The 22,010-nt window shown below is 43.5% G+C and carries 15 protein-coding genes; 6 read left to right on the top strand and 9 right to left on the bottom strand.

The annotated features are described in order from the left end of the window. Window positions 1-44 precede the first annotated feature (44 nt). The 3 genes from M1F05_RS00850 to M1F05_RS00860 all read left to right on the top strand — a co-directional run bounded on the left by M1F05_RS00850 (window position 45) and on the right by M1F05_RS00860 (window position 3,510). Window positions 45-1,430: an MFS transporter gene (locus tag M1F05_RS00850; RefSeq protein WP_206085122.1), complete on the top strand. Its 1,386-nt coding sequence runs from the start codon at window positions 45-47 to the stop codon at window positions 1,428-1,430. A gap of 70 nt (window positions 1,431-1,500) precedes the next feature. Then, window positions 1,501-2,502, top strand: coding sequence for a LacI family DNA-binding transcriptional regulator (locus tag M1F05_RS00855; protein ID WP_206085121.1), 1,002 nt, complete (start codon window positions 1,501-1,503; stop codon window positions 2,500-2,502). Between the two features lie 24 nt (window positions 2,503-2,526). Then, window positions 2,527-3,510: a nucleoside hydrolase gene (locus tag M1F05_RS00860; RefSeq protein ID WP_206085120.1), complete on the top strand. Its 984-nt coding sequence runs from the start codon at window positions 2,527-2,529 to the stop codon at window positions 3,508-3,510. 191 nt (window positions 3,511-3,701) lie between these two features. Here M1F05_RS00860 and M1F05_RS00865 read toward each other — a convergent pair whose 3' ends face one another. From M1F05_RS00865 to M1F05_RS00895, 7 genes are all read right to left on the bottom strand, one after another. Continuing rightward, a complete protein-coding gene (locus M1F05_RS00865; protein WP_206085119.1) occupies window positions 3,702-5,090 on the bottom strand; it encodes an amidohydrolase family protein in 1,389 nt (462 codons plus the stop codon). Between the two features lie 125 nt (window positions 5,091-5,215). Further along, entirely contained in the window at window positions 5,216-6,166 is a 951-nt protein-coding gene (locus tag M1F05_RS00870; protein WP_206085118.1) for a carbamate kinase family protein, read from the bottom strand. Between the two features lie 74 nt (window positions 6,167-6,240). Continuing rightward, window positions 6,241-7,803, bottom strand: coding sequence for a xanthine permease (locus tag M1F05_RS00875; protein WP_206085117.1), 1,563 nt, complete (start codon window positions 7,801-7,803; stop codon window positions 6,241-6,243). A 275-nt stretch (window positions 7,804-8,078) separates the two neighbouring features. Next, window positions 8,079-9,494, bottom strand: a complete 1,416-nt coding sequence (locus tag M1F05_RS00880; protein WP_206085116.1) for a DUF1116 domain-containing protein — start codon at window positions 9,492-9,494, stop codon at window positions 8,079-8,081. Further along, the gene (fdrA, locus tag M1F05_RS00885) at window positions 9,494-11,044 is read right to left on the bottom strand and encodes an acyl-CoA synthetase FdrA (protein ID WP_206085115.1); all 1,551 of its coding nucleotides are present in this window, start codon (window positions 11,042-11,044) and stop codon (window positions 9,494-9,496) included. Before fdrA ends, M1F05_RS00880 begins: the two co-directional genes overlap by 1 nt. After that, entirely contained in the window at window positions 11,034-11,957 is a 924-nt protein-coding gene (locus tag M1F05_RS00890; RefSeq protein WP_206085114.1) for a DUF2877 domain-containing protein, read from the bottom strand. The genes fdrA and M1F05_RS00890 overlap by 11 nt, the downstream gene beginning before the upstream one ends. Window positions 11,958-12,105: 148 nt before the next feature. Then, window positions 12,106-12,711, bottom strand: coding sequence for an ankyrin repeat domain-containing protein (locus M1F05_RS00895; protein ID WP_206085113.1), 606 nt, complete (start codon window positions 12,709-12,711; stop codon window positions 12,106-12,108). A 600-nt stretch (window positions 12,712-13,311) separates the two neighbouring features. On the opposite strand from M1F05_RS00895, the gene M1F05_RS00900 reads away from it, so the two are divergent. Next, on the top strand, window positions 13,312-14,247 hold the full coding sequence (locus M1F05_RS00900) for a LysR substrate-binding domain-containing protein (RefSeq protein ID WP_206085112.1): 936 nt from the start codon (window positions 13,312-13,314) through the stop codon (window positions 14,245-14,247). Window positions 14,248-14,505: 258 nt separating this feature from the next. Here the strand turns inward: M1F05_RS00900 and M1F05_RS00905 are convergent, their stop codons facing one another. Then, window positions 14,506-15,363 (bottom strand): alpha/beta hydrolase, encoded by an 858-nt coding sequence (locus M1F05_RS00905; RefSeq protein ID WP_206085111.1) that lies wholly within the window; start codon window positions 15,361-15,363, stop codon window positions 14,506-14,508. 152 nt (window positions 15,364-15,515) lie between these two features. Next, window positions 15,516-17,564, bottom strand: coding sequence for a TonB-dependent receptor domain-containing protein (locus M1F05_RS00910; RefSeq protein ID WP_206085110.1), 2,049 nt, complete (start codon window positions 17,562-17,564; stop codon window positions 15,516-15,518). 262 nt (window positions 17,565-17,826) lie between these two features. Here M1F05_RS00910 and M1F05_RS00915 point away from each other — a divergent pair, with 262 nt between their 5' ends. Beyond that, entirely contained in the window at window positions 17,827-18,909 is a 1,083-nt protein-coding gene (locus M1F05_RS00915; RefSeq protein ID WP_241016862.1) for an efflux RND transporter periplasmic adaptor subunit, read from the top strand. Further along, window positions 18,906-21,992 (top strand): efflux RND transporter permease subunit, encoded by a 3,087-nt coding sequence (locus tag M1F05_RS00920; RefSeq protein WP_206085109.1) that lies wholly within the window; start codon window positions 18,906-18,908, stop codon window positions 21,990-21,992. The genes M1F05_RS00915 and M1F05_RS00920 overlap by 4 nt, the downstream gene beginning before the upstream one ends. Window positions 21,993-22,010: the final 18 nt, after the last annotated feature.

The following is a 22,010-nucleotide window of genomic DNA, read 5'->3' on the forward strand; positions in this document are numbered from 1 at the left end:
GTCTTGATTAATCGGCTTTGCGCCAATACCAAGGGTTTATGACTATGGTCACACAATCAAATGTTGAGACTAATCAACAAGCTGCACAAGAGCGGTTAAATACTCCAGAAGGGAAGAAAGATTTCCGCCGAGCGATTTTCTCATGCTGGTTAGGGACAACCATGGAGTACGCAGATTTTGCTCTTTATGGTTTAGCGGCAGGTATCATTTTTGGTGATGTTTTCTTCCCTGATGCGACGCCGATTATGGCATTGCTCTCAAGTTTTGCAGCCTATTCAGTTGGGTTTATCGCCCGCCCAATAGGTGCATTATTTTTTGGTTGGTTAGGTGATAAGCATGGCCGAAAAATGGTCATGGTGATCACGATTGCATTAATGGGGTTATCGACCACATTAATAGGTGCGATACCTAGCCACGCACAAATTGGTGTTTGGGCGCCAGTCTGTTTGGTTATTTTGCGATTTGCTCAAGGGTTAGGTGCAGGGGCTGAGTTATCTGGTGGTACGGTGATGTTGGGTGAGTATGCACCAGTAAAACGCCGAGGTTTGGTTTCCTCGATTATTGCACTCGGCTCAAACAGTGGAACATTACTTGCCTCCATGATTTGGCTGATAGTGTTACAAATGGACAAGGAAAGCCTGATGTCTTGGGGCTGGCGTATTCCGTTCCTCGGTAGCATTTTAATTGCGTTAGCCGCATTATTTATCCGCCAACATATGCGTGAAACCCCCGTATTTGAACGCCAAAAAGAATTGCTCGCAGAAGAGCGCCGTAAAGCATTGGAATCAGACACCATTATCCATGCTGTTGATAATCGCTCATTTTGGCAGAAAACTCGTGCATTTTGGACGATGGTTGGCTTGCGAATTGGCGAGAATGGCCCGTCTTATCTTGCTCAAGGTTTTATTATTGGCTACGTCACAAAAATATTGCTGGTGGATAAATCCGTTCCCACCACGGCGGTATTAATCGCATCAATTTTGGGGTTTGCCATTATTCCATTCGCGGGTTGGTTATCTGACCGCTTTGGTCGTCGTATTGTTTACCGTTGGTTCTGCTTCTTGTTGATGCTGTATGCCGTGCCTGCTTTTATGTTGCTCGATTCTCGTGAACCAATGATTGTTATCCCAACGATTGTGGTTGGGATGGGGTTAGCATCACTGGGGATTTTCGGGGTACAAGCAGCTTGGGGTGTGGAGTTATTTGGCGTACGTAATCGCTATACTAAAATGGCTTTCGCTAAAGAACTCGGTTCTATTTTATCTGGTGGTACTGCGCCTCTGGTCGCTGCGGCATTATTGTCTTGGACAGGGCATTGGTGGCCAATTGCGATTTATTTCATAGGAATGGCGTGTATTGGGCTCGTGACAACATTCTTTGCACCAGAAACACGAGGTCGTGACCTTAACTTGCCTGAAGATGCCATATAAGTGGTATATAAAAGACCAGACGACTGCTATTCTTTGGAGAAAGTAAGGGTAACAGAATAAGGAATGCAGAGTGTCTGATGCAAATAGCCGTAAAGTGACGCGGGTAGATGTTGCCCGCGAAGCGGGAACATCGGTTGCGGTGGTCAGTTATGTGATAAATAACGGTCCCCGTCCCGTTGCGGAAGCAACAAAACAAAAAGTGTTAGCAGCAATCAAGAAAACGGGGTATCGCCCCAATGGGATTGCAAAAGCACTTGCATCAGGCAGTACGCAGACTTATGGACTAGTGATCCCCGATATCTCAAACCCTTTTCTGGCTTCGATAGCTCATGCACTACAAAGGGAAGCTTTTAAACATGGCCACGTTTTATTACTTGGAGATGCAGGTGATTCGCGAGCTCGCGAAAAAGAGCTAATTAATAATTTGTTGTTACGGCAAGTTGAAGGGCTGATTTACACCAGTGTTGATAGGCACCCTTATATTGACCTGATTCAGTCGTCAGGCACACCATGTGTGATGCTTGATAGGGTGGAAGCTTCAGAAGGTGTGAGTACGATCCAAGTGAATGAGAAACTTGCCGCTTATAAAATCACCCGCCATTTGATAGAGCATGGATATAAAAATATTGGCATTATTTGCGGTCCAAATGAGATGCTTAATACGCAAGACCGCTTTAGTGGCTGGCAAGAGGCATTGGCAACAGCAAACCTTCAAGTACAGCAAAAATGGATTTTAGCGGGGAAATATACGCGCGATTGGGGCTATCAGGCAATTTATCAAATGCAGCAGGTTGGGTTGCCAGAAGCCATTTTTGCAACAAATGAATTACAGGCTTTCGGTTGCTTAAAGGCGTTAGCGGAGCTAAAAGTGCGTGTTCCAGAGGATATTGCACTGGTTTGTTTTAACGGTACTGTTCAATCTGAATATACGGTTCCTACGCTGACAACAGTCCGCCAACCCGTTGATAAAATTGCCGAAAAAGCGATACAAATCTTACAAAACTGGCCATATAAAGAAGCCGTATGTGAGGTCGAGTTTGAATTACAGATTGGGCACTCTTGTGGGTGCTAACGATTTAATATTTCAGGGAAAATTATGCGTGTAATTATTGATTGTGATCCAGGAAACGGGGTTGCTGGCGCGAATGTTGATGATGGGCTCGCACTCGCACTTGCGATTGCGGCACCTGAAATCCAGTTAGAGATGATCACCACGGTTTCTGGCAATACGCCTAGCAATGTGGGGTATAATGTTGCCAGCCATTTGGTGCGCTCATTAAACGAAAATATCCCCGTTTATCGAGGCGCATCATCTGCTTTAATCGAAGCTAGCGCGCCATGGCGGGAGCAGTTAGACAATGGTGCACAAAGAGCCAAGCTTACTCATCTATGGGACAACCTTCCTTCTGTGCCAGTGTTACCTGAATCGATTCCTGAAGCAGCTTTGCGCATTGGCAAATTGGTTTGTGAAAATCCGAACCAAATCACAGTTATCGCTATTGGCCCTCTCACTAATATTGCGATGGCGATGCAATTATTCCCTGAGCTCGCGGCTAATGTTGCTGAAATTGTTATTATGGGGGCCGTATTTAATGTGCCAGGTTATGTGAAAGACACCAACTTTGGCCTAGACCCAGAAGCGGCTCATGCCGTATTAAACAGCGGCGCGAATATCACGTTAGTTCCTATGGATGTAACGGTACAAACTCAGATGGTGCATAGTGACCTTGATAGGTTTGCTGAGCTCACTTCACCGTTGAGTCAGTTTTTGGTGAGCACAATGCGCCCATGGATCGATTATTCACGAACAACGCGGCAGCTTGCAGGGTGTTGGATCCACGATGTATTAACCATCGCATGGTTATTGGATAAAAGCGTAGTAACTTATGAGTTGCAGCAAGTGGATATTGAGTTACAAGGGGCATTAAGAGGGAAAAGCTACCGTCTTGAGCCGTTGCGACTACGCGTGGGGATCCCAGCGTTAAAAACAAAACCCATCAAGGTGCTGCAATCAGTTGATAACCAAAAGTTATTAGCGTTAATCTTTCAAACCATTAAAAATTATTCAACAAAAAAATAGCGCCGATCGGCGCTATCAGACTGCGGACAAACCGATATTAGGTTTGACTGCAGGTTGAATTAGTTTTGAAAATAGACGAGGAAAATCAATTCATTGATTTTCGGCTGATAACACAAAGCAGGAAAAACCACGCTTTTATCCTGCTTTGTCAACAACCTCATAGCGCCGATCGGCGCTACTTTGCATGAGTGTTATGCAACCGATTTTTGCATAACACCATGGGCAAGGTTACCTTTATGGAAGCTTGCATGTCTTGGTGAAATACGTGCAACGGCTTCTGCGGAGCAAGACGCATCAACCAACACAAAACTTGCATCATCCCCTTTTGCAGGCCACACCTGCGTTCCTTTTTCATCTAGCGGCAGAATATTGCCAGTCGCGATTGCCAGTGAACGTGATAACGAAAGTTCGTCAGGGCGGGTATAAAGCTGTGCGTATAAATTGGCTTTTTCCAGCATATCCCCAAGGCCAAATGGCGACCAATGGTCAACCACGCTATCTGTTCCAGTCATCACAAATACACCATTTTTATTGAGTGTTTTCAGTGGCATATGCAGTGTGCCAATCGGTACGGTTGAGGCAATGGTGATTTGTTGTTCTGCTAGCTGCTTTGCCGTTTTTTCAGCTTGTTCAGGGCTTAATGTTGCCAGTGCAAAGGCATGGCTGATGGTGACTTTTCCACGTAAGCTGCGGTTTTCATCCACAGTTTTAATCATATACTCGATAGCAGCAAAACCTGCTGGGCTGGTTTCATGTAGATGAATATCCACGCCTTTATTGTAATCCAAGGCGATTTGGAACATGGCATCAAGGGATTTTTCCATCGCGCCATCGACATTGGTTGGGTCTAAGCCACCGACGTAATGAGCGCCGGCTTGCATGGCTTCACGCATTAATGGCACTGATTTAGAGAGTAATAACCCATGTTGCGGGAACGCGACAATTTCGCAGGTCAAATCTTGTTGATGTTCGCCCAGTACTTTTTGTAGCGCTTCTAAATTTTTCAATCCAGAAACAGGTTCGATATTGCAGTGACTGCGTGCAATGGTGGATCCTTGGGATTGGATCAAGTTGATCAGCGCGTGCGCTCTTTCTTCGGTGAAAGGTTGCAACTCGGGCAACATTTTTTGCTCAAGTGCGATCATATCCATAATTGTTTTACCTTCACGAGATGCAGGGGCTTGCCATGGGCCACCGTAGAAGGTTTTATCGAGGTGAATATGCATATCGCGAAACGCAGGCAACATTAGTTTGCATTGTGCGCTATAGGTATTTAAGGCGCTATTGGTATGTTGTTTATTCGGTAAAACCGCAACAATTTTGCCCTGATCGATTTCAATGGTTTGTAAGGCTGTTTTCGTGCCGATTACTGTTGAATCACGGAAGTTAAACCCTGTTTCCAGTAACACATCATCGAGGTAGTAGTGCTTGTCGGTGATACTTGAAATAGCGGATTGCCCAGCGGGTTCGTTTTGTGCATTGGCGATACTCGACATCGCGCCAAACAAGGTGCAAGCGGCAGCCACTTTTGCACCTGTGGATAGGAACTCTCTTCTGCCGGATGGTCTTTCTGCTGTCATAGAAACTCCTTTTTGGGATGGCACTTAACCGCCCAGATCATGTTCAAACGATCTGGGAGATTATTAAACTGCGAGACGGATAAGACATTCGCGGATCCTGATAAGAAGATCTGCGAATCTAACATTTACCCTTTAACGATGTGGGTACCTGTTTCGCCGCGTAAGGCCTCAGGTAATTTTTCAGGGGTAGTGATAATTACACGCTTGCCGCCGTTGGCAATAAACGACAGGCTTGCTTCAATTTTTGGCAACATACTACCTGCAGGGAAATGGCCTTCTTCCATATAGCGTTGCATATCGCTGGTGGACGTTTCTCCGAGGGTTTTTTGCTCTGGTTTACCGAAGTGTATGCATACCTTTTCGACACCTGTGGTGATAATCAAAATATCGGCATTCAGTTCTTTGGCGAGCAATGTGGTTGATAAGTCTTTATCAATTACCGCATCAACGCTTTTGTATCCACCATTTCCATTATCAATAACAGGAATACCCCCTCCGCCAGCAGCAACGACCACATAATCGTGCTCTGTTAAGGTGCGTATGGCTTTTGATTCAATCACTCGCTTTGGTTCTGGAGAGGCAACAACACGGCGGTAACCGCGGCCAGAGTCTTCCACAAAATGCCACGTTGGGTTGGTTTGTTGCAGTTCGTTGGCTTGTTCTTGCGTGAAGAATGCACCGATTGGCTTTGTTGGTGCACTAAAGTTCGGGTCGTTTTTATCCACTTCCACTTGCGTGACAACCGTTATCGCTTGACGATTATGGCGCTTTGCAAGGACGTTAGTGAGCGCTTGCTGAACTAAATAGCCAATCCCACCTTGTGTGTCTGCAACGCAGTTAGCGAGCGGTGTTAATGGTAAGCCTTCGGTTTCGTGGGCGATTTCAGCACGACGTAAATCCAGCCCAACTTGAGGTCCATTTCCATGAGTCAAAACAATGTTGTAGTCACCTTCAAGCATGTCACTAATATGGTGTGCGACTTCTTGGACGGCTTTTTCTTGAGCTTCGATAGACTGGCTGTTGTTATCTTTGATAATACTGTTGCCCCCGATGGCAACAACCACGAGTTCTTTCATTGTTAATATTTCCTGATACAGAGAGTTCGGATAGTAGGTGTACAGCGCACACCTACTAGGCAAGGTTGGCTGCATTACACTGACTTGCTGAGCTTCTCAGACTTTTCAGCTTGTTGTTCTTCAACCGATTTACGGCTATCTAAAAAATGCTTGAGTACAAATAAAGCCGCCATCATGAGGTAAGCGTAAACAAACATCAAGGTTGAACCCGTTGCAATTCCTACCGCTGGGGAGTGAATAATTCCAAAGAATACTAATATTGCACCTGCAGCTGCGGCAATCGCACCACGTAATGGTTGATTGAGGATGGCGAAGATAGCAATACAACCCCACAACATACTCGCTAATGGTGCGCCGTTACCTAAATGAACAAGTCCTTGGTAATAAACGCCTTTATGTAATAGAACTTCAGTACCAATCGCACTTGCAGAGGTGCCTGCAGCTCCCATCACACTGTTCACCATGGTAAGCGCCCAGTTGGCAATCCATGGGAACAAACAGATAAAGATGACAGGGACTTCCACTTTTGGCGTTTCTCGCACCACCTGGTTAGCAGTAACAACCCCAATAAACACCAGAATTGGCACGATAGCGGTCATTGGGATGATAGCTAACATAAATGCACCAATACCGAATAATGGCACGATAAACATGGTGATACCGGATGCTAAGGTATAGCCCACGCTTGCGCCCATTGCTTTCCAACCTGCGTGGCCCACGTAAACAGTGACAGGGAATGGGTTACCCATAAAGCAACCAACTGTGGAAGATAAACCGTTCGCTAACATGACTTTACGTGTGTTGTATTCATCACCTGCGGCGTGCGCACTTTCAATGTTTTCAAGGTCAAAGATATAGTTTGCTAAGCCCAATGGTACCGCAGATGCTAAGTATGGCAGCGCGTGTGGTAAGCCTTGGAAGAAGCTATCAATGTGGATACCAGGAGGGTTAAAACCAAATGACGCCATAGAATCTTTAATTGCTTCGGCACTTTGTAAGCCAGAAACCCATGCCAATACGGTACCTGCGATCAACAGCAGCAAACCTGTTGGAACGCGAGCAAAGATAGGCTTTTTACCGAACCAGTTAATGAAGATTAACAGTAAAACCACAAAAGAAACGGTCGGTGCTTCAAATGCTTGCAGCATTGGGTTCATCGCCAGAAGCAGTAAACCTAAGCCAGACAAACAAGATAACAGCACGGTACGTGGGATCATCTTACGGATGGTTTCACCTAAGAATGAACCACCGACTAAAATCATCGATTCTACAAAACACCAAACCAAGGCGATTTGAATGGCAAACTCGGCATTCTGCGTGGTTTGGTACACGGGCATAATAACTAAGAACGTCACGGTGAAGATGGACGGCGCACTTGGGCCAGAAGGCAGTGCGGTCACATCATTACGACCCGTTTGTTTGATCATTTGCTGACCAAAGTAGGCATAACTGATGCTGGCGAGTAAAACGGCGAAGCCAAAAGCGGGAGCGATGCGGCCGTAAACAATTTCGGATGGGATCCCAACGACGAAAATTAATAAGCCCATCATGGTGAGGAGGTTGGTTAAGTTATTGGTCATTAGGCCAAAATAGGCGGCTAAATCCCCACGTTTCCATTTGATGTTAAGTATACTCATTTTAAGTATTCCCCTGTATACCCGTCATTACCCTTCATACTTTAAGCTGCAACTGCGTTGGCTGCTCTCGGCTACTCAGGTCACATACTGATGTATGCTCCCTGAGATATCCTTGCTTGCTGCCTTGTTGCAACTTAAATTATTTTGGGTAATAACTTACTTATTTTAAGTCGCAACTGAGTTGGTTTTATTTCACTTTGGTATGCTAATAACTTGGGTATTGATGTTTTATTATTGCCCGACTTTAGTCGGGCGTTATTTTTTATTACTGGAAACTAAGCGTATTTCTGTGCGTAGGCCAACATGGCTTTTTCAAAGCAATCAAACGGCGGGTGAACGATACCTGCGCCAATCATGCCGATACCTGCATCTTTATGTGCAATTGCTGTATTGATGACAGGTAAAATACCGCTAGCTGAAACTTTCGTAATATCAATGGCGGTTGGGATCCCCATAAAGCCGAGTAATGGGATAGTCACATTCGGGTTTTCGCCTAAGGTGATTTCGCGCATTTGACGAGAGAAATCCACCGCTTCTTCTACTGTACCGCCGACTAATGCGACGATTGCGGGGGCCGTTGCCATTGCGAAGCCGCCGATACCATAGGTTTCAGTGATTGCTGAGTCACCAATATCTAAGCCCGAATCTTCAGGTTTATAACCTGCGAACATTGGGCCGATAACTTGCTGTGAAGGGCCTGTAAACCAATGACCTGGTAAGCCACTGATACGCAAGCCAAACTCATAACCGTTACGCGCCATCGTCGTGACCACAGTGCTGTACTCAATGCCGTGTGCCGCATCCATTGACGCTTTACACATGGCCATCCATGTTGGGCCTGAGAAATAATCACTGCTTGCGACGAAATCAAACACGTCTTTTTGCTGTGCGACAGAGAAATCGGTTTGGATAATCCCAGTGGTTAGCGCTTGAATAAGCAATGTAGTGCCCGCGTTATTACGGTTATGGCACTCATCCCCCATATGCAGCGCTTGTGCTAACATCAAACGTAGGTCAATTTCACCAACAATTTTCATGGCGTCGCGTAGCATTGGGCCCAAGACATCACGCATCCAATTTAAGCGGTCAATCACGCTTTGGTCGTTTGCACCCATGCGCAGAATTTTGGCCATTTGCTCACTCAGGTTTGTGAACGCGCGGTTACCATAAGTCTTGTTTTCAACGATATGCATAAACATCGATGCAGACGTCACTCCAGCCATGGAGCCCACACAATCGTGCTCATGGCACGGAGAGAAAATAATCTCACCTGATGCCGCAACTCGCTCAGCATCCGCTAAATCTTTCGCAAGGCCTTCAAAGACCAGAGCACCTGTTACCGCACCTTTCATTGCGCCGCACATGTCTTTCCATTCCACTGGCGGGCCTGCGTGTAAAATGGTGTTTTTTGTCATCCCTGGCACAACGTTAATCGCTTGGTCGTAGCCGATTAATACAGGTTGGGACTGAATAATACGTTCAAGAGCTTGTGCGTTAGCGGCTTCAATTTTTTCTTGCAGCGCGGCATTTCCTTCGATTTGGTCGAGAGCGCGAATAACCGCAACGTTGCCTTGCCCTGGTGGTGTCCATGTTAAATGCGTCACCGGAACATGTTGTTTTTTCAGGTCATCACTGAACATCTCAATACCCACATTGATGACACTTAATGGTTGCTTAAATAATGTTGTCATTATGCATTCTCCCCTTTCCACACAAACTCACGTCCTAATAACCCAGTATTGGTGCTGCTGCTTGCCCAAATCACGCCTGCATCAGTCAGCATTTTGACCTGTGCATCCATATTTGGTGTGTCTTGGTCTGTACCTAGCACATATCCTAAAATTTCTAATTCACGGCCATCATTCTTGGCGATATTTTTGGCTTCTTTGATAGCGTCAATCATTACGCCAACAGGGTCTTCGTGAGAACCAAAGCCAAGGACAAAGTCCATCATGATGACGCCAACTTCTGGGTCGCGGGCTTCTTGTAGTAAACGCTCAATACGGTTTGTTGGGTCGATCATTGGGTGTGGTTTACCATTGGTAAAGTCATCATCACCAAAGTCGAGGAACGTGTGGGCAATACTTTTGTTTAAATCTTTTAAGCGATATTCAGGGTTTGGCTGGATATTGCTGTAAACATCGTCATATTTTTCCAGTGCCGCAAACATGGCTTCATCACACAGTGTACCGCCACAGAACAGGCCGCGAATGTATTTTTGCTCAGGTTTGAGTTTAGCTCGCACTTCATCGATTAATGGCAGGTTCAGTGGGTGCAGGTCTAAGTCTTCTTTACGAATTCCTGTTAGCAGAACCGCTTTCAGTGCCGCCTCTTTGGTGCCTTGTGCAAAGGTTAGTCCTGGTTTATCTTCTGGTAGTGGCTGGCTACCTAAGAAACAGACAACAACGGGTTTATGGCATTTTTCAGCTTGCTCCAGCACTTTTTTTGCAACCGCTGGTGCTGGTGGCTTAGAAATTAACGCGATAACTTTCGTTTCTTCATCCGCATCAAGCATCTTCAGGGCATCAATCATCATGATACCGCCAATTTTTTCACTTAAATCGCGACCGCCTGTACCGATTAATTGAGAGACGCCAGCGCCGAACTCATGGATACGCACGCTCAGCTCTTGGCTACCTGTACCCGACGCACCAATAATCCCAATACTGCCATGGCGTACATTGTTACCAAAGCACAGTGCGGTGCCATTGATAATCGCGGTCCCGCAGTCAGGGCCCATCATTAATAAGCCTTTTTTACTGGCAAGTTGTTTCAGAGCCAATTCATCTTCAATGGAGACGTTATCTGAGAACAACATGACGTTAAGGTCATTTTCTAACGCAATACGCGCTTCACGAGCAGCAAATTGCCCATTGACAGAAATCACCGCTAAGTTGGCATCTGGAATGTGTGTTTTCGCGGAATTGATAGTGGCGTATTTTGCTTCATGGGATCCGCCACCTTGGTTTTTCTTATTAAATAATTCTTCGATAGCAATTAATGTTGCATCGTTGGCTTCATCACTTGGCCCTTTAATCACAATCATTAAATCGCCATTTTTGGCTTCTTCTAACTCAGCAGTTAATAACCCTAAATTACGCAGAACACCTTTATTCATCTCCGTTGCCATCGCGACAAAAGCTTGCTCAACATTATCGAGCTGATTGGCTTTAGTCGAAATAGACATCAGTGACACGGAATCAAAATAGGTATTTTTCTTTATGACAACTTTAGTCGACATGTCTTTCTCCGAAATAGTGAGTGAGATACAAAGCGTCGCGAAGGCCAAATAGCATGTCGCTGCCTGAACTCGACCCGATATTTAAAATCTCTAAAAATTGTGGATAAATATTTGTCTCTTGCGCATCAACTAATGATTGAATTAATTGCTGCATGTTTTCGCGATATTCTTGGTTTAAGGCCTTTTCTAACGTGATGGCGCTAATGGGGGTCGTTTGGCTTTTGCTTTGTGTTATCCCTTGATAAAAAGCAGGGAATAAAGTGCAAGCAGGGTGACCTTTTAATAACAAAAATGCCATTAACCCAACTAAATAATCATCACCAGAAGGCGTAAGCCCAATACCTAACCCAACAAATTGCTTAATAACCTTGGTAATACTTTGTTGGTCTTTGTTAATTAATGACTCAATTAGATTTAAACGTAATTGAACCAATTGTTTTGATACGCTTAGATAAAATAAGTTATCTCCCTGATAATTAAATAGAGAGCTTGAGTTATCCTGTAAAATAAAATCTAAACTTTTAATTTGGTTTGTTATATATAACAAATAGTTTTCGTTAATTAATTTTTTAGAATCAAAATCAATTTTTAATGGTTGCCAGTGTTTACATAAAGAAAACGAAATTGTGTAATTTTCACCAATATTCCATTCTTTATTTGAGAGATAAATAGGGTCTCCTGCTTTTAATTTTAAAAGAGAAAAGTCAGTATTTATTAATCGGCAACTATTTGGTGCATTATCTAACGAAGAGCAAAGTAATGAATAAAGGGTATTCTCTACCGTAAAATTAATCGCTTTATTGAATACCTGCTCTACTTTTCCTAAAGACTGCGGCTGATGTAAAAGGTTGAGAAAATGGTTATCAGCCGTGAGCCCGTATAATATTTGCCGATGGGATATGGATGCGTTCACATGCCTCCTTATCTCTACTCGTCATACTTCAAGTTGCATGGGTGTTGACTGCACTGAGCTAGCCGAATCATATACTTATGTATGCTCATCGAACTATCTTCGCTTGTCGCCTACATGCAATTTGAATTATTTAGAGTATATGGTTTAGTTACGCGCCCGCGGCAACCAGTAGTTCAGCAATTTCGTGATAGCCTTTCTCACGTGCAAGTTCTAACGGTTTTTTGCCATATTTATCCGTCATATGCGGGTTTGCACCATGTTCTAATAGCAGCTTAACGATTTGCTGTTGCTTCTCGCCACCGTCATTTAAGACGATAGCTTCAAGGAGCGGAGTCCAGCCCACAAAGTTGGTGTGGTTGACGTTAATTTCTGTTTTTTCGAGCAGTTCACGGACTATCTCAACGTGGCCTTTTTCACTTGCTGGCGTGATCCCCACACCACCAAAACGTGTTAATAAATCTAAATTTGGTTTTGCCGGTAACACTAGGCGTAATAATGTTAAGTCGTTATTCAAGCAGCTTAATAAAAATGGGTTAAAACATGTTTGGTCTTGTTTATCGATGTCTGCGCCTGCATTAATTAGAAAAGAAACACATTCATAATGTTTATTGAGACTTGCATTCACAATAGCGGTACGGCCTTGGCGGTTGGTTGTGTTGATATCCACACCTTTTTCAAGGCAACCTTTTAATAAATCTAATTGCCCTTTTTCAGCAGCGGTTAAAAATTCTTGAGAAAGTGTGCTGGCGGTCATTATTTTCCCCTTAGGTTGGCTTATTGATATTGCCAACATAGATAAAGACAATTTAAAGATTATTTATGATGGTTAGAGCATACCAATTGCGATTAATAAAAAGAATCCATTTAAATTTAATTCATCAATGGGAGGCTCTATTGTTGAATAAAATTCAATAATAAGCCTTTTTTGTGCGTGTACGCATTATTTTTCATCCTTTTTTGACGTTTTTTGCCTGTTTTTTACTCGTTTTTATCGATTATTTTTAATTAATAGAGAACGGTGAGACGTCATTATTCTGTTCTGTGACGTACATCAAATTGAAGGTTTTATGATTGTTAAATTTGTGATTAATTTGATCGCGATCAGGGTAAATGTTAATACTTGGTTTGGGTATTTAATTCAATAATATTAAGTATTTTGATTATTAATAGTCTCTCAGCTTTTGTGGTTAAAATGACAGCTTAAGACAAATGAGATTAAAACACTTCTTCTTGGCAATTATTCTGTTAAGCTATCAATAAATCGGTTGAAAAATAGCCTGGTTTTCAATCTATTGAATAATATTCACATAAAAAGCCAATTTGATTAAAATTAAAACATTTTGGGAAGGCGAGTATGAACTCAATTTTTACTGAAGAAAATTTATTGACCTACACTACCGCAGCTAAATTTGCGAGCTTCAGTAAAGCCGCAGAAGCATTAGGTATTACTACATCGGCCGTGAGTTATACTATTAAGCGTATTGAAACTTATTTGGATGTCGCGTTGTTTATACGTGATACTCGCAATATTGAATTAACGGAAGCGGGTTATTATTTTTATCGTAAGGCAACGGACTTACTGAATAACTTTCATTCCATTCAAAAAAGTATTTATTCTATTGAACAAGGTATTGAAGCGCGGGTGCGCATCTGTATTAACCAACTTTTATATACCCCTTACCATACGGCTAAGTTACTGCAAATATTAAAGAAACAATTTGCTACTTGCCAAATTACCGTGACTACCGAGGTGTATAACGGTGTATGGGATGCAATTATTAATAACCATGCAGATATTGCGATTGGCGCACCGGGGACATTAATGGATGGCGGTGGAATAGATTATACGGAAATAGGCGCGATTCATTGGCAGTTTGCCATTGCGGCAACACACCCACTCGCATTAATGCCAGAGCCGATTGCTGAAAGCCAGTTGCGTCTTTATCCCAATATCATGGTGGAAGACACCGCAGATACGATAAATAAACGAGTTGGATGGTTACTGCATGGGCAAGAAGCGATACAGGTGCCAGACTTTAATACCAAATGCCAGTGCCAAATATTGGGCGAGGGGATCGGATTTTTGCCAGACTATATGGTGAAAGAGCACGCTAAGAGTGGCCGATTAGTGGTCAAAAATATTCAAAACCCGCGGCAAGATTCTAATATGCTATTAGCCACACAGCATTCAGCAACAGGGCAAGTGACTCAGTGGATACGCAAATCGTTCACGGAAAATGGGGTTTTAGCCGATCTTTACAGTGACTTGCTAAAACCTATTAGTGGGTAGGTAGGGGGTGTTTATCTTTGCCACGGATTTTCACCGCTAAAAGGTCAAAAACAATCCCAAAAATGGATGAATGTGTAAGTCGAGATTTGTGCTCAAAACTGTGCTTAAAGGCTGCCCTACGGGTTCGATTAAAGCTCGTTTCACTCATTTGATGCTACGTTGAGAGGCCCTTGCCTAGTTGACTAGGCGGCGACCCTCTCGCCTTGCCTAAAATGGCTTTAATTCGAATGAAAATTGACCATCAAAGATAAACAACCCCTAGTGCGTGGCAACCGCCAACGCTTTATTGATGGCATCGGGGATCACGCTTCCGTGGCTTTTACCCTCAAATAAAGTGAATTCACAGACTCGCTGATGGGTTTGAATTTCAGTGCACACTTGGCGGGGACTGATCCAACTTTTGCGGTTTTGGTAGTTTTGGACTTGTTCTGCCGTTAACTTGGACAAATCAGGGGTCTCTTCTAAGCCACCCAAAGTGACAAAAATAGGTGCTGTGGCTTGTTTTTCAGTGAGTTTCGCTAGCTGCACCATTTCACCTTTCCCCCACCACAATGACGGACTTGCTGAAACATAGTACTGAAAATCATCGGGTTTTTGTTGATAAGCCATTAAGGTGAATAACCCACCAAATGAATGGCCGAATAAGGTTTGTTTTTGCTTATCAATAGGAAATTGTTGTTCAGCCCAAGGGCGCAATGTTTGGCTTATAAACTGGTACAGCGCAGGCGAACCGCCACCATGGCTAAAATCTTCCCCAGATACAGGTGGAGTATAGTCATAGGTGCGTAAAGCCTTTGGAAAGGCCTCATCAACGGGGTAACCGATGCCGATAATAATGGGTAGTGAGTCTTTATTGAGTGTTTCCACGGCACGGTTGACGACTTTTGGATATAACCCATTTCCATCAAGCATATACAGTACAGGGCGCTTGGCCGTGACGTTATACGGCACGGCACTGTAGATGCGTAGTGCTCGGTCGCCATAAGCCATATCCGTCTGTTTAATATCGTAAAATTGTGCGACGTTATCATCCAAAGGCGGAATACTTTGGCTAGGGCGAGCAATGGCATTACTGGCGATACAGAGCAATAAGCTAGCGGTGAATAATTTGTTCATATACTCGTCATCCTTCAAGCTGCATGGTTGTTGACTACGCTCGGCTACCCGAATCACATACTTTTGTATGCTCATCGGGATATCTTCTCTTGTCGCCTACATGCAACTTGAATGATTTAGAGTATCGAATAGGTAGCCTACAAAAATTAAAATTAGAAACTGACGTTAATGTTCGCCCAATAACGGCGTCCATCTTCCACATCCCAGTTTCCATCTACTTTATCAATTTTAGGGCCTTTTTCATTACCAATATTGAGCACCGCAAAGTTCAACTTGGTATTTTTTAATACTTGATAAGTTGCGCCCACATCCATGGTGGTATAGCCGCTACGGTAACGAGGAACTTTTGAACCGTTGCGCTGTGCTGCCCATACTTGTTCACCAGTATATTGTGCACGCGTATACAAATTGAGATCTTCGTTAAACTGCCAATCTAATTTCGCATTAGCCATATGTTTTGGTGTTTTATCCAATGGATAGCCTTTAAGTGAAATACCATTACCGAGTTTTTCATCATCACTTTTACGCTCTGAATCAGTGTAGGTGTAGTTGGCGCTGAATTTCCAGTCTTTAGCAATTGGAATACCTGTTGCGATTTCAACTCCTTTAACATTTGCCTTACCGACATTGTCATAAGTATAGAGATTTAGGTTTGAAAGCGGGTCTGGATTGCCAGTGTTATAGCTGGTTAACTTGTTTTTAAAGTCAGTATTAAATAGGGTCAGGCTGGCATCAAAGCCCGACTCATGGTTATAGGCAATGCTGATTTCTTCACTAACACTTTTTTCAGGTTTCAGGTCTGGATTACCATAAATAATCCCATTTCCACCTTCTGTAGAAGTGCCATAACCTTTACTGACCTCACGTAGTGTTGGCGCACGGAATGCAGATGACACGCCACCTTTAATGGTGATTTCGTCAGTTAGATAATAAACCGCGTAACCGCGAGGGTTCCAGTGGTTACCGTAAGTTTCATGGTGATCTAAACGTAATCCACCCGTTAGAATGAGGTCATCAGTTGCAGTAAATTCGTTTTCAACGAATAAAGCAGATTGGTCGACACTCATGCTGCTATTTTCAAATTTTCCTTTTGAAACCAATGAGCTGTCTTTGAGTTTTGAGTATTGGTATTGACCACCGACTGTTAAGATGTTGTCAGGTAAGAACGCAACAACTTTACCATCTACCACTGTATTAGTAATTTCAGGTACACGGTCTTCATAGCGGTATTCAGTCAGCTTAGTGATGGCATCTTTAATTTCTGTTTTGGTTTTTTTCTTCGTACTTTCTTGATAGACACTTAACTCTGTATTAAACGAATCCCATTCACCTTTATAAGTCAGCGCGGCGTGGTTTCGGTTATTGTAGAGTTCGGTTTTTTTATTATATTGTTTTGATTGTCCGCGCATTTCATATTCAGCAAGGGATTTGCCCGGGGTTTCTTCTCTTTCTTGCAGTGTTCTACCTGCTTCTAAAAGGAAGGTTTGGTTTTCAGTTGGTGTAAAACTTAGCTTAGCGGTGAGACTTTTGTTGTCTTTTTTGTAGTGTCCATCTGTAATTTTATCTTCCTGACGATAATCACCACCACCGTATAACTGCAAGCCTAATTTATCTTTAACGAGTGGGCCTGACAGATAGAAGTTACCGTCGGTGGAATTACCGCTATCACTGTTTTCTTGGATAATCGTGCCTGTTGTTACGCTACCGTGCCATTCATTAGTTACCTTCTTGGTGATGATATTGATAACACCACCCATTGCATCGGAACCATACAGGGAAGACATTGGTCCACGGATCACTTCAATGCGCTCAATGGCTTCGACGGGCGGCATAAAGCCCGCTTCAAAACCACCGCTGCCATTTGGGCGTGATTCACGGCTATTTTGGCGACGGCCATCAACCAGTATTAAGGTGTATTCACCGGGTAAGCCACGGATATTAATATCTTGTTTATTGGCTGAACCCACAATGCTGACACCTTCTACGTCTTTAACTGCATCAGCAAGGTCGCGCACAGGTTTATTTTGTAACTGTTCGGCGGTGATCACCGTAATACTGGCAGGGGCATCGCGTAATTGTTGTGAATAACCTGATGCGGTGACGATAAGTTTGTCTGAATCTTCTGCTGCTGTCGTAGTAAATGAAGCCAAAGCCGCGCAAATACCTGCGGCGACAAGTGTGTAGTGATGTTGCTTAGTCATAGTAATCCCTAGCAAATGTAAATGAGAATGATAATTATATTGTTTGCGAATAGTATCACTAAAACATATTGGAAATAAATAATTGGCTAGCTAATTTATGGTCGATATTTGATCTCAGTTAATAATTTTCCCGTATGGCAAAAATGCACTTGATGATTTTTGCCAAGCTTAACGAAAAATTAAGGTTTAACTTTGGTTTATGGAGTTTAGGGTTAAGCGAAATTACAGTAGCGCGAGCGTCTACTCGGGAATTTTATGACTTATGAAACACATTTTTTTAGCCATTTCATTATTTTTCATCTGCTTGAATATGCAGGCAGAGGAAATTCGCCTAAGCGTCACAAACCCAAAAAATGTGATGGCGGTTGATGTCGTCAGCATTCCTGGCAAATTTGTGGCAAAAAACGAAATTTCGATTGGTTCTCCATTGCAACAGCAAATGGTTACTGCAGTGTTTGTGGAAGAAGGGGAATGGGTTGAAAAAGGGCAATTGCTCGCGACGTTGGAATCACCGATCCAAAGTGCAGGGGTTAATCAATTAAAAGCAGAAATTGATAAAGCTGCGGCATACATTAAACAACAAGAAGCACTCAGTGCTCAATCTCAACAAGAGCTGCAACGCTTATCACCGCTGGCAAAAACAGGGGTGATTTCGGCGAATGAATTTGGCAAAGCCAAATCAGAAGCAGCCGCACAGAGTGCATTGTTAACAGCAAGCCGTGCAGAGCTGCGCCAACTCAAAGCCCAGTTAATGCGTGAACAAAGCCAAGAAGACAAATCGAAAATTATTGCCCCTGTTTCGGGGGTGATCAGTGAACGTCACGCCATGAATGGTACGTTGTCAGATAACAGCTTGTTATTTAAGTTGATTGAAAATAATGAATTAGAGTTTGAAGCGCAAGCTCACCCTTCCGAGCTTTCTCGCATTGTGGGCAGTAATCCCGTGGTGATTAACCTTGATGAAAACCAATCAACATTGGGGAAATTACGTTATTTGTCGCCAAAAATAGATGCATTAACCCAACTTGGAAAAATCCGTGTGGCGCTTACAGAGCCGACTAAACAAGTGCGTCTAGGTGAAACGGGCACCATGGTGTACAGAAATTCACCCCGTGAACAGCTATCGCTACCTTATAGTGCCATTCGTACAGAACCCAATGGCGAACGTTATATTTTTACTGTGACAGACGGCAAAGTGGCGAAACAAAAAATACAAATTGGCAAAATTCAGCAAGGGCGAGTGGAAGTGTTAACACCATTAGCGCCGAGTTTAGATGTTGTGGCTTATGCACAAGCTTTTTTATCAGATGATGACATTATTGTGCCTGTAAAGGATAGCCAATGAAATTACAGCTATCTTCTTGGGCCATTACTCGGCCGATTCCGACAATAGTGATGTTTTTGGCATTAACTATCGCAGGGTTATTCTCCTTTAATCAATTACCTGTAACTGCCAACCCTGTGGTGACGTTTCCGATTGTCACTGTCACCGTAACACAAGATGGTTCTTCGCCAACAGAGCTGGAAAATGCAGTAACAAAGCGGGTTGAGCGCGCAGTATCTGGAATACCTGGTATTCGCCATATTACCTCTTCCATTAGTGAAGGGGCATCGAGCACCACCATTGAGTTTGACCTCAGTGTTGATGCCCACGTTGCGACCAATGATGTACGTGAAAAAATGGGGCAAATCCGTGGAGAGCTACCCCAAACAATAGATGAGCCATTGATTAACCGCGTCGATGTCGAGGGTGGGGCTATTCTACGTTATGCCGTTTCGTCGGAAACTGAATCTCTCGCGGATTTGTCTTGGTTTGTGGATGACACTGTGAGTAAGCAATTGATCACGGTTCCAGGGGTGCAAAAAGTCAGTCGCTTAGGGGATACCGAACGCGTGATCCGCATTGAACCCGATGCGAACAAATTAGCTGCGATGCAAATCTCCATAGCCAGTATTAATGAATTACTGAAAAATAATCACCAGAACTCAGCGGGTGGTAACTCAAAATATAACTCGTTGCAGCATACCATCCGCGTATTAGGTGAAAAATCGGCCGCGGATGAGATTAAAAACATCATGTTACCCGTTGATAACCAGCAATCGGTACGGTTAGGCGAAATTGCCAATATTTATGATGGCCATAAGAATGTGAAATCTATTTCGCAGTTCAATGGTCAGGACGTGGTGGGTTTTGCGGTTTATCGTGCCAAAGGCTCCAGTGATACCAAGGTGGAGCAAGGCGTCGCTGAAGCGGTCGAAAAATTACAAAAAGCGAATCCAGATATTGATATTCGCCTGATTTCCTCAACGGTTAAATATACAGAATCGAGCTTCTTTTTAACCATTCAGACCTTATTAGAAGGGGCTTTTCTTACCGTCATTATCGTCTTTTTCTTTTTGAAAAGCTGGCGTGCAACGTTGGTGGCGGCAGTGGCATTGCCGTTATCGATATTGCCGACCTTCTTTGTATTAGCTCTGTTTGATTACAGCTTGAACAGTATTACGTTGCTGGCTTTGACATTGGTTATTGGGATATTGGTAGATGATGCCATTGTTGAAATTGAAAATATCCAAAAATATATCGAGCGTGGCGAACGCCCCTATTTAGCGGCACTAAAAGCATCTGATGCCATCGGTTTTGCAATTGTGGCAATCACATTAACCATTGTGGCGGTGTTCTTGCCTGTCAGTTTTATTGGGGGGTTTGTTGGGCAATATTTTGTGCCATTTGGTGTGACAGTTTCAGCGGCTGTGCTCTCTTCATTGTTAGTGGCTAGATTGGTGACGCCGTTAATGGCGGCTTATGTGCTGCTACCGCAAAAAGGCGCACACGACGGCGTAAAAATTCCAAATTGGATAGCGCGTTATACGCGGTTTTTATTACTCACGTTAAAACACCGAAAATTAGCATCTGCATTGGCGGGGGGCTTTTTAATTGGTTCAGTCGCAGTGACTAGCTTGTTACCTGTCGGTTTTATGCCAGATGGTGATATCAGTATCAGCCAAATCAATATTGAGCTGCCACCAGGTACGCCGGTTGAGCAAACGCAGCAAAAAATGAATGAAATAACAAAACAGTTAAAAGATAGACCTGAAATTATTTCAACTTATACAGTGGCAGGGATAGCGGACGACTCAGAAGGGGTTGCTCAACACAAAGGCGAAATGATCCTCACTTTGGTTGAACCAAGTGAACGTGAATTATCACAAAAGCAATTTGAGCTTGAAATAGGGAAGTGGCTAAGTGAAAAAACAGATGCACGTTATACCTTTAGCAACAGTAATGGTGGCAAAGAGTTCTCCTTAATGTTTACAGGGACGGATCCTCAAGAGCTTGAAGCATCAATGCAAAAACTGCGTGATGCCATGGCCAAAGTGGAAGGGTTGAAAAATGTTCAGGTCATGAAACCGCTATTACGTAAAGAGCTAATTGTTAAGCCCAATTTAGTGGATATTGGCCGAACGGGTGTCAATGTTGAGGAGATCGCCAATACATTACGTATTGCGACCATGGGGGAGGCTAACTCACGTAGTGCCAAATTTAATTTACCCGATAGGCAATTGGCGGTGCAGGTTATTTTACCTGAGCATCAACAAAATAATATTGATGTACTGAATAATTTATATGTGAATAGCACAGGGGAGCAAGCTGTACCGTTAAAATCGGTCGCTAAAATCGACTCCAGTGATGGGCCTTCACAAATCGAGCGGATTAATCGACAAAGACAAATGTCGATAGAAGCCAATTTAGAAGGGCTAACACTTGGTGAGGCATTGGAAATTGTGGCGCAACTCCCTGAATACCAACAATTACCCCACAGCGTTTCACAAGTGGAATATGGCGATATGGAATATATGATTGATATGTTCGAGCGCTTTGGTACCACAATGGTATTTAGTATTTTGTTGGTCTTTGCCATCTTAATTGTGTTGTTTAAGGACTTTATGCAGCCAATCACCATACTTGCCGCGCTACCGTTTTCTATTGGCGGTGCCATCATCGCCCTTGTTTTATATGGTGCGATGATCGATTTACCTGTGATTATCGGTATTTTGATGCTGATGGGGATTGTGACCAAAAACTCGATTTTGCTGGTGGAGTTTATTCTGGAAAAGCAGCGCTCGGGAATGCCAAAAGAAGCAGCAATCATAGAGGCAGGTCAGGAGCGTATTCGACCAATTATCATGACGACATTTGCTATGATTGCAGGGATGATCCCCTTGGTATTAACCAGCGGTGCGGATGCAGGGTTTAGGGCACCAATGGCGATTGCGGTGATTGGTGGCTTATTGAGTTCGACAATTTTGAGTCTGTTATTTGTGCCGGTGATTTACAGTTTGATGGATGATTTAAAACATAAATTATTACCGCAACTGGCAAAACTCACCTCTGTGACGCAAGAAGACCGCAATATTAAACAGTGGTAAATAAAAGCCGGCCAATGT

It is taken from the genome of Providencia sp. PROV252, assembly GCF_033676005.1.
GTDB lineage: Bacteria > Pseudomonadota > Gammaproteobacteria > Enterobacterales > Enterobacteriaceae > Providencia > Providencia vermicola.